The organism is Sphingomonas nostoxanthinifaciens, assembly GCF_019930585.1.
Lineage (GTDB): Bacteria > Pseudomonadota > Alphaproteobacteria > Sphingomonadales > Sphingomonadaceae > Sphingomonas_I > Sphingomonas_I nostoxanthinifaciens.
This window is the reverse complement of the sequence record NZ_CP082839.1, coordinates 1,519,427-1,533,278: the sequence shown is the minus strand read 5'-3', so window position 1 is coordinate 1,533,278 and position 13,852 is coordinate 1,519,427. Positions and strand designations below refer to the sequence as shown.

9 protein-coding genes are annotated in these 13,852 nt (G+C 65.8%); 4 read left to right on the top strand and 5 right to left on the bottom strand.

From position 1 onward, the window contains the following. Positions 1-51 precede the first annotated feature (51 nt). Together K8P63_RS07340 and K8P63_RS07335 are read left to right on the top strand one after the other, a co-directional pair. Complete coding sequence (locus K8P63_RS07340; RefSeq protein ID WP_223799164.1) at positions 52-2,085, top strand: glucosidase family protein; 2,034 nt, start codon at positions 52-54, stop codon at positions 2,083-2,085. Beyond that, on the top strand, positions 2,082-3,581 hold the full coding sequence (locus K8P63_RS07335; protein ID WP_223799163.1) for a tryptophan halogenase family protein: 1,500 nt from the start codon (positions 2,082-2,084) through the stop codon (positions 3,579-3,581). The genes K8P63_RS07340 and K8P63_RS07335 overlap by 4 nt, the downstream gene beginning before the upstream one ends. A gap of 57 nt (positions 3,582-3,638) precedes the next feature. On the opposite strand, the gene K8P63_RS07330 is transcribed toward K8P63_RS07335, so the two are convergent. The 3 genes from K8P63_RS07330 to K8P63_RS07320 form a co-directional block, all read right to left on the bottom strand. Next, positions 3,639-5,738, bottom strand: coding sequence for an alpha-amylase family protein (locus K8P63_RS07330; RefSeq protein WP_223799162.1), 2,100 nt, complete (start codon positions 5,736-5,738; stop codon positions 3,639-3,641). Positions 5,739-5,829: 91 nt separating this feature from the next. Next, entirely contained in the window at positions 5,830-8,685 is a 2,856-nt protein-coding gene (locus tag K8P63_RS07325) for a TonB-dependent receptor plug domain-containing protein (RefSeq protein WP_223799161.1), read from the bottom strand. 299 nt (positions 8,686-8,984) lie between these two features. Beyond that, entirely contained in the window at positions 8,985-9,776 is a 792-nt protein-coding gene (locus K8P63_RS07320; protein WP_223799160.1) for an IclR family transcriptional regulator, read from the bottom strand. A gap of 167 nt (positions 9,777-9,943) precedes the next feature. Between K8P63_RS07320 and K8P63_RS07315 the strand changes: the two genes are divergently transcribed. Next, on the top strand, positions 9,944-11,026 hold the full coding sequence (locus K8P63_RS07315) for an NHL repeat-containing protein (RefSeq protein WP_223799159.1): 1,083 nt from the start codon (positions 9,944-9,946) through the stop codon (positions 11,024-11,026). A 14-nt stretch (positions 11,027-11,040) separates the two neighbouring features. On the opposite strand, the gene K8P63_RS07310 is transcribed toward K8P63_RS07315, so the two are convergent. Continuing rightward, entirely contained in the window at positions 11,041-12,657 is a 1,617-nt protein-coding gene (locus K8P63_RS07310) for an L-lactate permease (protein WP_223799158.1), read from the bottom strand. 115 nt (positions 12,658-12,772) lie between these two features. Further along, complete coding sequence (locus tag K8P63_RS07305; protein WP_223799157.1) at positions 12,773-13,564, bottom strand: FCD domain-containing protein; 792 nt, start codon at positions 13,562-13,564, stop codon at positions 12,773-12,775. On the opposite strand from K8P63_RS07305, the gene K8P63_RS07300 reads away from it, so the two are divergent. Continuing rightward, on the top strand, positions 13,545-13,829 hold the full coding sequence (locus K8P63_RS07300) for a hypothetical protein (protein WP_223799156.1): 285 nt from the start codon (positions 13,545-13,547) through the stop codon (positions 13,827-13,829). The two genes, K8P63_RS07305 and K8P63_RS07300, sit on opposite strands and share 20 nt — an antisense overlap. Positions 13,830-13,852: the final 23 nt, after the last annotated feature.

The window sequence follows — 13,852 nt, the reverse complement described above, 5'->3', positions numbered from 1 at the left end:
ACGCGGTGGCGGCGCTCGCGTGCCGCCACCGCATCTTCTATGAGAGGGTTGATGGCTCTTCTGCCCCGCCTGGGCGCGTTCGCGCTGGCTATTTCGCTCGGCGCCGCGTCGGTTGCGCGCGTGGAGACGGATGCGATCCAGCGCGAGGGGCTGAACCTCAACAGCTTCGTCCAGTCGGGCCCGGTCGCAGCGCACGTGGTGCTGCGTTCGGGCACGAACCCGCGCCTGATCGTCGCCTTTCCCGCCGGCAATAGCGGGGTCGGCCTGTGGTTCGAGCCGACGGCCACGGCGGCCGAGTGGCGGATCGACCAGGCGCCGCAGCCCTTCACGGCCAAGGACGACAAAGGGCGCCCGCTGCACGGCGTGACGTTCCGCGCCGTCGTGCAGACGCCGCGTCTGGCGGTGAAGCGCGCGGTGCTGTCGAGCGTGCGCGTGCTGCGCGATTATCAGGCGCTCGGCACGGCCCCATCCGCGATCGACACGCCGATGCGGGGTGCCGGCAACCGGCTAAGCTGGACGCGCGATCGGCTGGACGGCGCGCCGGGCTATGCGCTGTCGCTGACGGTAAAGCATGGGGGGCTGGAGGGCGGCACGATCATGGCCGGCCCCGATGGCATGATCGCGCTCAGCTTCACGGCACTGACCGGCGAGACGCCGCTCACCCCCGTTCCCGCCGGAGCCTTGCTCGAGCCCGGCGCCGCCGTCGACCCCAAGGCGCGACGCGCGCTGACGTTCCTCAGCTATCGCGAGAAGTTCCTCGCCGGATCGTGGCGGTTCAACACCTATTTCGGGCGCGACACGCTGATGTCGGTGCGGCTGCTGATGCCGGCGCTGAAGCCGGCGGCGGTCGAGACCGGCTTGCGCTCGGTGCTGGCGCGGCTCGCGCCTGACGGCAACGTCGCGCACGAGGAGGATATCGGCGAATTCGCGATCCTCGACCATCGCAAGGCCCATGACGGCGCTTCGGCCGCGCCGGTCTACGACTATAAGATGATCGACAGCGCCTATCTGCTGGCGCCGGTGGCGGGCGCATGGCTGCTGGACGATCCGCGCGGACGCGCCCGCGCCGCTGCCTTCCTGGCGGAACATGACGGTGAGGCGCAGCTCGGCAGCCTGCTCATGCGCAACCTCCGCTTCGTGATCGCGCATGCGCAGCCGTTCGCGCGCGATCCGCAGTGGCGCAACCTGATCGCGCTGAAGGCGGGGATGGATGCCGGCGAATGGCGCGACAGCAATGACGGGCTCGGCGGCGGCCGCTACCCCTACGACGTCAACGCGGTGCTGGTGCCCGCCGCGCTGGAGGCCGCCGCAGCGCTCGATCGCGCAGGCCTGCTGGCGCCTTATGCGAGCGCGGACGATCGCGCGATGCTGGCGGCGCTCCCGGCAATCGTGCAGCAATGGCAGGCCCATGCCCCAGCCCTGTTCGCGGTGACCAAGCCAAGCGCCGAGGCCCGCCCGGCGATCGAGCATTACGCCGACAGCCTGGGTGTTCCCGCCGCGCCGGCGCTCGCATCGGTGGCGGAACTGCCGGTACGCTTCCACGCCATCGCGCTCGATGGCGAGGGGAAGCCTGTCCCCATCCTCAATTCCGACGAGGGGTTTGCGCTGCTATTCGCCCGCCCCGCCCCGGCGATGCTCGATCGTGCGACCGAAGCCGCGGCGCGGCCGTTTCCCGCCGGGCTGATGACCGGCGCCGGAATGCTCGTCGCCAATCCCGTCTTCGCGCCGCCCGCGCTGCAGGCACGCTTCGGGCCCGGCGCCTATCATGGCACGGTCATCTGGTCGTGGCAGCAGGCGCTGATGGCGGCGGGGCTCGCCCGCCAGATCGCGCGCACCGACCTGCCCGCCGCAACCTGCGCGCGGCTCCACGCCGCCCAATCCGCGCTGTGGCACGCGATCGACGCCACACGCAGCATGCAGAGCTCGGAACTCTGGTCATGGCGCCATGTGGACGGGCGTTACCAAATCGCCCCGTTCGGCGCGAGCGGCGCCGACGTCGACGAGTCCAACGCCGCGCAGCTGTGGAGCACCGTCTATCTCGCGGTCCAGCATCCGACCGCGCATGACGGGGCGTGCGGACGGTGACGAACGAGCCGGTGCGCCGGGTCGTCATCCTCGGTGGGGGCACCGCCGGCTGGATGACCGCCGCCGCGCTATCGCGCGCGCTCGCCAAGACCGGGATCGGCATCACGCTGGTCGAATCCGAGGAGATCGGCACGGTCGGCGTGGGCGAGTCCACCATCCCCACGATCCACTGGTTCAACAACCTCGTCGGGCTGGATGAAGCGCGCTTCATGGCCGAGACCCGCGCGACCGTAAAACTTGGCATCGAATTTCGCGGCTGGCAGGGCAGCGACAGCGCCTATTTCCATCCGTTCGGGACCTATGGCGGCCCCGGCGACGCCACGATGTTCCCGCATCGCCTGATCCGCGCTTGGCTGGACGGAGCCGCGGCCGAGATCGAGGACTATTCGCTCAACACGTGCATCGCCCGCGCGCGCCGCTTCACGCGACCGGTCGGCGACCCGCGCTCGTTGCTGTCGACGCTCGGCTACGCGTTTCACTTCGACGCCGGCCTCTACGCCCGCTTCCTGCGGACTATCGCGGAAGCGAACGGCATGGTCCGTGTCGAAGGCAAGGTCGGCCATGTCGAGCAGGATGCGGAGAGCGGCTTCGTTCGCGCGCTCACATTGGAGTGTGGCGCGTCGCTGGCGGGAGACCTCTTCATCGACTGCTCCGGCCTGCGCGGCCTGCTGATCGAGCAGACGCTGGGCGCAGGCTTCGAGGACTGGTCCGACTGGCTGCCGTGCGACGGCGCCTGGGCAGCGCCCTCCGCCCCCGAGCCGTCGATCACGCCTTATACGCAGGCGATCGCGCATGCGGCCGGCTGGCGCTGGCGCATCCCGCTACAGCACCGGGTCGGCAACGGTCACGTCTTCAGCAGCCGCTTCCAGTCGGCGGAGGATGCCCGCCAGGCGTTGATCGACGCGATGGACGGCCCGCCCACCGCCGAGCCGCGCCTGATCCGGTTCACGCCCGGCCGGCGTCGCCGCGCCTGGATCGGCAACGTCGTCGCGATCGGGCTGTCGAGCGGATTCCTCGAGCCGCTGGAATCGACAAGCATCCATCTGATCCAGACGGGCATCGGCAAATTGCTCTCGCTGTTCCCGCGCGCGAACTGCGATCCATTGCTGGCCGAGCAATATAATCGCGTGACGCAGCGCGAGATCGAGGACGTGCGGGACTTCCTGATCCTGCATTATCGCATGACGCAAGGGCGCGACGAACCCATGTGGCGTCATTGCCAGAGCACGCCGCTACCCGAGGCACTGGCCCAAAAGATCGAGCAGTATCGCGCATCCGGACGGCTGATGCTGCAGCCCGACGAGCTGTTTCGCGACGCGAGCTGGTTCGCGGTGCTGACTGGTCAGGGGGTCGCCGCGCGGGATTATAATCCGCTCCTGGACGCCGGGTCGGCAGACGAGAATCTGCAGCACCTCGCGTCCATCCGTGCAGCGATCCACGCGTCCTGCGATCGGATCCCGCCGATCCAGCCCGCACCCGCACGACGAAGCGCCTGAGCGGGCAGCCGACGAGCCCGGTCCCCGTCGTCAATCGCCTGCGGCCCGATCCAGTGCTCAGATTTCAAGCGCGACCACCTCGTGGAGATCAACACGCGGCACAGTGAGTTCGACGAGCCGCCCGTCCTGCCGGAATGCGGGTGCAGTACCGCCGCGCAGAAGCTTGGCGCTCCTGACGCGCGCGCCGTCCGCCAGCGTCACGCGCACGACCTGCTCGCCCAGCGGCACCGGCTTGCGCATGTGGCCGCGGAAGGCATTGGGGCCGTTATAGTTGAGCAGGTGGATGGCGTAGCCCGGCTTGGTCTGCCAGCCGATCACCTCCAGCAACCCGTCGCCCGAGACCGTCACCGCCATCTTGCCGTTCAGCAGCCAGCGGATCGTGTTGGTCAGCAAACGACCCAGATCCGGATTGTCGAGCCGCCAATAGGTCGCGTCCATGTCGCCGGCCAGATAAGCGAGGCGCGCGCCGCCCGCCTCGCGCGTCACGACCGAGGGGCGGTCGCTCGGCGGAACGCGCTGATACACCGATTCCGGCGGATAGACCGGATAGGGATCGATGAAGGTCAGCGGTACGTCGGCGGTCGCCGTCACCGGCTGGCTCCAGTACGGCCCGGCGATCCAGCTCGTCTCCTCGAAGCCCTCGGTGATCGGCCCGCGCCGCCGCACCGACTGGAGCGAGACCGGGGCGAACGAGCCGAGCACGCCCTCGCCGCCGCCACGCACTTCGCCCGCCTTGGCGATGCCGAACAGCCGGCCCAGCGCGAAATCGGGACGCGGCGATCCGTCCTCTTTGAACAGGCCGGTCTGGTAGGTGGCGAGCAACGCGCCGCCCCGCCGCGCATAGGCCTCCAGCGCCGCGGCCTGCGCATCGCTCATCATCGCGAAATTGGGCAGGATCAGCAGATCGTAAGGCGCGAGGCGCTGTGCGGTCAGCTCGTTCTCGTGGACGAAATCGACCGGGATGCGCGCGTCGATCAACGAGGTGTAGACGCCCTGCAGATAGTCGGTCGTCTTGCCCTTGGCCTCATGCCGGTGGCTCATGGTATTAGTGGGCAGCACGATCGCGACGTTGGCCAGCGAACGGACGTTATGGAAATGCGCGTCGTTGGCGGCGTGCCACGTCAGGAAATCGCGGCCCGGCCCCTGCCAGCGGCGATCCTGCCGAAAGCCCTGTTCCATGCCGAGATGATGATACCAGACGATGCCGCCAGCGGCGGTGGTCTGCGCCATGCGCGACACGGGCTCCCACGTCGTATCGGCCACCTGCCGCCACATCGTCGAGCCCGAGCGGGTATAGCTGCCGGTAACCGCGGCCACCGGCCGATCGCCCATCATCGCATGGGCATATTTGACCTGTTGTGCGTCCTGCCACACCGGCTCGTCCATGCCCGAGCGTGCCTGATTGTCGGACGTGTACCAATTGGCGTTGCGCGTCAGCTTCCATTGGTCGAGCCCCGAATCCTCCATGCCGCCGGCGACGTTGCAGCTGTAGAAATTGTCGGGGTTCTTGGCCGTCAGGATGCCGCGATAAAGGTCGGTCAGATGCGCCGCACTATCCATCAGCGCGGTCTTATATGCTTCCGACTTCGGGTCGCCGATCTTGCGGCAATTCTCGCAATAGCAGACCTGCATGGTCGGCCAGCCGTTCATGTAGACGCCATCGATGTCGTATCGCGCCACAAGCTCGCGCAGGATTGCCGGCTGCTGCTCGGAGAACTGTCCGCTGAACTGGCAGGTGAAGGCGATTTCCGGCGCCGGTTTCTGCAGATTGCCCGCCTGATCGCGGCGGAACCAGAGCGGATGCGCCTCCAGCAGCTTCGGATCGATATATTGGATGTCCGGGCTCATCCGGCCGAACACGCGCAGCCCGCGCTTCTTGGCGGCGGCGAGGCATTCGCCGAACAGGTCGCGGCCCTTCAGATAGGTGCTGACATGGAAGAAGGGCACCTTGGTCGGATAGAAAGCCACCGGGCCGGAGACCGAGAGCGCGACCGCCTGCACCTTTGCCGACGCCCAATAATCCGCCCACGCCTCGACGTCGCCGAATTCCGGATCGCGTTCGTTGAAGTTGGTCTGGCCGATGCGCTTGATCGTGCGATACCAGGGCAGGCCCGTATGCGCGGCGGCCACCGCGCGTCCCGGGAGGTCAGCGGCCACAGAGGCAGCCCCTGCGATCAAGGCGAACTCGCGCCGACTCACATCCATCGAAACATCTCCCTTGAAGTCGAGCGACCGGTACGCGCAACCGTCACCAGCGGAACCGGATGCCGGCGCCGTAGACGCGGCCGAGCGAGTCATAATATTGCGATGTATTGGCCAGCGCCTTCAGCGTGCCATTGTCGGCGATCGGCGGCGGATCGAGATTGAAGGCGTTGTTGATCTTGCCATAGACTTCGAAATGGCGGTTGATCCGATACTGGATGGTAAAGTCGGCGTAAGCGCGCGCATCGAAGTGGTAGAGATTGATCTGCTTGGCTGTCGGATACAGCGCGGAATAACCGCCGCCGCCGATCACGGTGACCAGCGCACGGAGCGTGATCGGGCCATAATCGAAGGTCGCGGTATTCGACGCGCGCCACTTCGGCGTCGCGTTCGTGCCGGTAAGGAAGCCGGCATTCTCCTGCACCGCGCCGTTGGCCACCGTCTTCACATGGGCGACGTAGGACACAAGCGAACCAAGCACCAGCGAGCCAGGCAGCCCGATCTGCTCCATCGGCACCGCATAGCGGCCCTCGAAGTCGACGCCGTTGACCTTCAAGACCTGCGCGTTGAACTGCAACGCCTGGACACGGACGATCTGGTCGGTCGTCGGATCGCGCGTGATCGCCGAGCAGAACGTCGTCGATCCGGCATAGCAATTGTTGACCACGTCCTGATTGCTGAACGCCGTGATCGCGTTGTTCATCTTGATCCGGTAGACGTCGACCGAGAAGCGGAAGCCGGGCAGGAAATTGGGCGACAGCACGACGCCATAGGTGAAGGTATTCGACTTTTCGGGCTTCAGATCGGGATTACCGCCGGTGATGGTCAGAACCGTCGTCGAGACACCGAAGGTGGAACCAGGGCGGCGATCGATCACGGTCTGCCCGTTATTGGCGACGGGCGAGCTGTACAGATCGTTCACGCTCGGCGCGCGGAAATCGTGTGAGTAGGTCGCGCGGAAACGCACCTGCTCGTCCACCTCGTAATTGGCGCCGACCTTCCACACCGCCGCGGTGCCGCTGCTCTCGTAATTGGCGACGCGCGCTGCGGTATCGATCTCGAACTTCCGCATGAACGCGAAGTTCGGGATGGTGAGCGGGATCACCGCCTCGACATAGCCTTCCTCGACATAGTTGCTGCCCTTGAACGGGGCCGCGCTCGCCTGTCGCCATCCGGTGATCTGCGAGATCGGGTCGGACGTCTGGTTGATCGAATCCCGACGATATTCGCCACCCGTCGCCAGCGAGATCGGCCCAGCCCAGGTGTGGAAAATATCGCCGCGCACGTTGAAGCCAGCATTCAGCTGATCCATCCGCGTGTGGACCCACGACGTGCCGAGATAATAAGCCCGTGCCGCGGCACTGATCGTGCCCGGTCCGAACAGATTGGCAGGAACGCAGCCGTTGGTCGGATCGGTCAGCGTCGATCGGCAGACGGGCGCACCCACGGCGACGCCCGCTACGCCGCCTGTCGCTGGATTGGCCACCGCGTCGACTACATTGAAGAAGCGGCTCTGCACGCGATTATTTGCTGCCGTGGAATCGAACGTGTCACGGGTGAAGGCAAGATGCGCGTCCCATTTCCAGCGATCGAAGAACGGCAGGGCGCCATCGGCGCCGACGATGCCGCGCGCATATTGCGTCTTGCCCATGTTGTAGGTCGACTTGTCTTCGAGGTTCTCGCGACCCAGCGTAAAGCTGGTGAGCCCCAGCGTCGCCATTTGCGCGCGGATCTGCGTGGGCAGATAGACATTGTCCGCGCGAATGACGAGATCGCCATTATTGTAGTTGGGAACGTTGGTCTGGATTTCCCGATCGTAGGAATACAGCACCGATCCCCAGATGTGGCCGCGATCGCCGATATCGTAGGTCAGCTTGCTGTAGCCGCTGTATCGATCGGCTTTCGGCCGCAAGACGCCGGCCGGCGTGTCGTAGCTCTTCACGCCGTCGCCATTCTGGCAGTAGCTGACACCGCCGCAATAATCGCCGCGATTATAGGGCGCCGTCACGCCGTTGCCGAGGAACTGCGTGTTGCGGAACCCGACCGGGCCGTTGGTGATGACGCCGCCATAGGTGATCTGGGCAACGGTGCCGCCCGGCCCGATGATCATCTGTGGCTGACCGGCAGCGATGTTGGCGGCGGTGTTGGTGAAGAGCGAATAGCCCAGCCGCCCCCACGGCCGCGCATTTTCGTAGATGATCGACGGCTGGCGGAAATAGGATCCTGCCGCGACCAGATGCAGGCGGCCGCTCAGGAAGTCGTGCCCGAACGCGATGCTCGCGCTCTTCTGGCGATCGTCGCCATGGTCGGAGATCACGCCCTGCAGGTCGATCTTGCCGCCATTCATGGTCGAGATCAGGCCGACGTTGACGACGCCGGTGATCGCGTCGGAACCGTAAGCCGACGACGCGCCGCCGGTGACGACCTCGACCCGGTTGATCAACAGGGCCGGTAGGATGTTGGCGTTGAAGCCACCCGTCGGGCTCGTATCCTCCAACCGCAGCCCGTCGAGCAGAACGAGCGTGCGATTGGCACCGATGCCGCGCAGGTTGAAGTTGGTCTGGCCGACGTTGGTCGAATTGTTGACGTTCTGGTTCGGGGTCAGCGACGGGATTTCGGCAACGATATCGGTGACGGTCACCGCCGCCTTCGCCTCCAATTGCTTGCTCGAGATCGCCGTCATCGGCGTCGGCGTCTCGAAGCCCTGCCGGCTGATGCGGCTGCCGGTGACGACGATGTCCTTGACCTCCTCCATTGGCGCCGCGCCAGCGGCCGGCGTAGAAGCCGGCTGGCCGACCGGCACGGCCGCCGGCGGGGTGGTGGTGTCCTGAGCCCACGCGGCGGTGGCGAACGGCAGCAGGCTGACGCCGATCAGGCGCCGCCGCATCCTACTTCCAGACATCGACCTCTCCTTTTCAATTCGCTTTTCGCGAATATTCTATAGTTCCGGCGAGATTTTACCGATCGACTCCACAATCACGTGACACGACAGATTGAGTCACGACGACATAAGTCTCATCAAACAGACTTACCGATGGACCGTCAGATTGGTAGGAAATCTCCTCCTATTCGTGACTTAGCGCCGTTGGCACAGATCATGTCAAGTCGATGTAATTTCATCGAAGACGTAAATGGTTACATTTTCACAATGCGGAACAGCGACGATCTCTCTCGCTTCTTATCTGTCGCCCGAGGAGCCGATCAGGCCGCCAATAGCCCCCCGATATCGTTGGTCATGCGCTGCGCCGCGAGCGACAGCGTCCGCCCGAGCATCATCAACCGCGGCTCCGCCAACCGCGCAACGCTCCCGGAAATGGACAGCGACGCGCGAACAAGTCCTTTGGAATCGAACACGGGCGCCGCAACGCAGCGAACACCGAGCTCGTTTTCCTGATCGTCGATCGCAAACCCGCGCGCGCGGATGTGCGCCAGTTCCGCATCGAGCGCGTCGGCCTCGACGATCGTAAGGTCGGTCCGCCGCTCGAATGCATGCGAGGCGAGAAAGCAATCGCGCGCCGCCTTCTCCCAAAAAGCCAGCAACGCCTTTCCGGAGGCGGTGGAGTGCATCGGCATATGCCGCCCCGGAGCGGTATTCTCGCCGTTCCCGTTGGCCGGACGAGCCTGGCCGACGAAGGCGACGTCGTCGACGTCGGCGATCGCGATATTCACCGTCTCGCCGGCATCGATCATCAGCGATCGCATGATCGGCCGCCCGATCCGGCCGAGATCGCGCGATTGAACGAAGGCGTTGCCCAGCGCGAACGCCTGAACCCCGATCATCCAATGGTTCGTGCTGGCATCGAAATCGACGTAGCGCAGCGTATTCATCGTGGTCAGCAGCCGGTGCGCGGTCGATCGCGGGAGGCTGGTCTCGCGCGCGAGATCGGTCAACGTCGCGCCGTTGTCGAAGCCGGTCAACGCGTCGAGGATGTTGAACGCCCGCACGAGCGACTGAACCTTCCCGAGCCGCTCCATGTCCGCATCGTCCGTCATGATCTGCGTCCGCTCCTCTGTTCGGGCCGCCGCGCGATCCGCGACGCTCGCCGCCGTCAACCGCGTCCCATTTCCCGCATCGTGGACAATTCGCCCGTGGCGCCCGCCGTGCCCTGCCTTATTCTTCCGCCCAGACGGAAGAGGAGCCGAAGATCATGGTTTCGCGCATGTTTTGGCTTCCGATCGTGCTGGCTGCAGCCGCTGTAACGAGCGGCCCCGCCGCCGAAGCGGCGCCGCCGGCGATGCCGGTCCTGGTGCCGGACGCGGGCTGGCTGAAGCTGCCCGCGGACATGATGCTCGGCGACGTCAGCGCGGTCGCAGTCGATGCCCACGACAATCTGTGGGTGCTCCATCGTCCCCGCTCTTTGCCCGAAACGGACCGGGCGAAAGCGGCGCCGCCAGTCGTGATGTTCGATGGCAACGGCCATTACCTGCGCGGCTTCGGCGGACCCGGCGCCGGCTACGACTGGCCGACGACCGAACACAGCATCGCAGTCGATCGCGAAGGCCGCGTCTGGATCGGCGGCAATTCGCGCGGCACCCCCGCCGACGACATGATCCTCGTCTTCACCACGGACGGACGCTTTCTCCGCCAGATCGGCAAGCCCGGCGCGAGCCAAGGCGATGCCGACACTGCCAACCTGCACGCCCCCGCCGACATCTTCGTCGACGATCATGCCCATGAAACCTACGTCGCCGACGGCTATGGCAATCGCCGGATCATCGTGTTCGACGCCGACACCGGCGCATTCAAGCGGATGTGGAGCGCATTCGGCGCGCCGCCGCCCGCCGACCCTGCCCCCAATCCGCGCGCGGTGGGAGCGCCGTTCGTTCCCGAGACCGGAGACGGGCCGCAGGGTTTCAATGGCGTCCATGCCGTCGAGTTGTCGCGCGACGGGCTGGTCTATGTCGCGGATCGCAACGACCAGCGCATCCAGGTCTTTACCCGCGCGGGCCGATATCTCCGCCAGACGTTCGTCGACCGCAACCAGCCGTCGCCGCAGACCGCATCGTCCATCGCCTTTTCGCCCGATGTCGGCCAGCGCATCATGTACGTGTCCGACTGGGGCAATTCGCGACTGCTTGCGTTCGACCGCAAAAAGCTGGCGCTGCTCGGCACGATCGGCGGCAAGGGCAGCGAACCCGGCCAATTTTCCGGCCCGCACCTGATCGCCACCGACAGCCGCGGCGTCCTCTACGTCGCCGAGGTGGCCGGCCGGCGCGTCCAGCGTCTCGTGCCGCGTCGCTAGGAAGCGCTTCGCGGTCATGACGGGATGATCCACGGCGTCACATATTGCTGAACGACGACCAGCAGGCCGAGCAGGCAGGTGAGCGCGATGCTGTGCTTGAAGGTGCGGGCGAGCACCTTGCCCTCATGACCGCGCAGATCGGTGACGACGGTGCCGGTCGAGATATTCTGCGGCGAGATCATCTTGCCCATGACGCCACCCGACGAATTGGTCGCCGCCATCAGGATCGGATTGAGGTTCAACTTGTGCGCGGCGACGACCTGCAAATTCCCGAACAGCGCGTTGCCCGACGTGTCGCTGCCCGACAGGAACACCGCCAGCCAGCCGAGGAAGGCCGAAAGGAACGGAAACAACAGCCCGCTCGAGGCGACCGCCACGCCCAACGTATAGGCCATGCCTGAATAGTTCATCAGATAGGCCAGCGCGACGATCAGCGTCGTGGTCAGCGCCGGCAGACGCACTTGGCGAAGCGAGCGCACAAACGCGGCGACGAAATCGCCCGGTGTCTGCCGGCACAGCGCCGCGGTAACGATCGAGGCGACAAGGATCGCGCTGCCGGTCGCCAGCGGCTGGAAATCCCAGACGGCGGCATAAGGCTTGCCATAAGCGGTGATGAAGACCGCATTGTGCAGGCCCGGCCACTGGATCAGGGTGCGACCCATCAGGTTGATCTTGAAGTGGATCCAGATCGTGACGGTGGCCGACAGGACCAGCCAGGGCAGCCATCCGGCAAGTGCGCCGCCCGCTCTGGCCTCGGCCGTCCGCGCGGAGGCGATCAGATCCGCAGGTATGGTCAGAGCGTAGGCCGGATCCGGCACCGGCTTCCACACCCTGCAGAACGACAAAGTGACGATCAGGCACGCCAGCGACGAAAGCACGTCGGTCAGCGCATAACCGAGAAAGTTGGCGCAAAGGAATTGCGTCAGCCCGAACGACGCTCCCGCGACCAACAATACCGGCCAGACGCCCCGCAAAGCCCTGACCCCGCCGTAGACGGCAGTCACGTAGAACGGGAGGAACAGCGCGATGATCGGCAGCTGGCGGCCGATCATCGCCCCCAGCACGTGATCGGGCAGTTGCGTTACCGCGGCGAGGGTCGTGACGGGCGCACCGAGCGCGCCGAATGCCACCGGCGCGGTGTTGAACATCAACGTGAAGACGAGTGCGTCGAGCGCCGGGAAGCCGAGGCCGATCAGCAGGGCGCTGGTGATGGCGATCGGCGCGCCGAAGCCGGCCACGCCCTCCAGCAGGCAGCCGAACGCGAAGCCGATGACGACGAGCACGACGCGGCGGTCGTCAGGCAGATGGCGCACCAGCCAGCAGCGTAGCGCCTCGAACTGTCCGGACGCGACCGAGAGATTGTACAGGACCAGCGCATTGAAGACGATCCACATGACCGGCCACAAGGCGAACACGCCGCCCGCCGCCGCGCAGTCGAGCGCCAGACCGATCGGCATCGTCCAGCAGGTGACGGCGAGGATCAGGGCGATCACGAGCCCCACGGCCGACGCCTGCCATGCGGGCCGCCGCACGACCCCGAGCAGCACGAGGACGGCGGCGATGGGCAGCGCGGCCACGGCCGACGAGGCCGCGATGCTGTTGCCGATCGGCGTCATCAGCTGATGAAGCACCAAGCCTCTCCCTCGGTTGCCGCGGTCTATTGGCGCCGCGATCACCTATCTGGCTATAATTAATTACCGCACTTCGCAAGCGGATAGTTTATTTTACCGGAGTGCCCCGCCTCGCTCAGTGGCGCGCACGTCCGCGCTGGGGCGCGACCAGATCCTTGTGCGCCAACCTGCGGATCGAGGCCGCCTGCCGACGCTCGGATTCCTGGATCAGGCGCTGCGTGCGCAGCGTCGACATCATGTGAGCCTGCGCGGCGGCGCGGGCCGCCTCGGCATCGCGCGCCATGATCGCATCATGGATCGCGCGATGCTCGTCCAGTTGCGACTCGGGTGAGGCGCGATGCTCGAACAAGTTCCTGCGGTTGAGGTAGACGTTGGATCGCAACATCGTCTCGAGGCTGCGCATGAAGTGCAGCATCAGCAGATTGTGGCTCGCCTCGTAGATCGCGAAGTGGAACTCGGCATCCCATCGCGCGATCGCTTCGACGTCGCCAAGCGCATGCGCCGCGATCATTGCCTGGAAATGCTCGCCGATGAGCGTCCGATCGACTTCCGACGCCCGCTCCGCTGCATAGCCGGCCGCGGCCGCTTCGACCACCGAGCGAAATTCCATGCAGTCGATCCGGGCATCCGGGTCGTCCATCAGCAGCATCAGCGGATCGCGCAGCGTGTGGCCGACCTGATCGCTGACATGGGCGACGCCCTGCGCATCGGTCGTCAGCAGGCCGCGCTGGACGAGCTTGGCGATCCCCTCGCGTAGTGACGGGCGCGAGACGTCGAGCTTGGTCGAGAGCTCGCGTTCGGGCAGCAGCCGCTCCCCGGCCTGCAATGTACCCTCGAGGATGAGCTGCTGAAGATGCTCGGCTATGGCGTCGGCCAGTTTGGCGGGCTTGATCGACGTCGCAGTCATCGCGGGACTCCGCACTTTCGTTCGCATCACCCGAGCATCACTGTCCAAGCTTGGGCCGGGCGTCAATGCGGAGCCAAATATATCATTGTCGTCGGTGGTAAAAAATATTATCCAGAACTCAGACGACGACGCTGATGGCACTCCGGCTCAAACCGGCCTGCCGGCGATCGGCGCATTTTCAGGAGAGATCGGCATGAACCATCCGTGCATCGGCTTCGCCATTTCAGCGATCGGCGCGGCGGTCGGATCGGGCGTGGGCGTATAAGCGCCGCTTCCCCCAGACTGCCA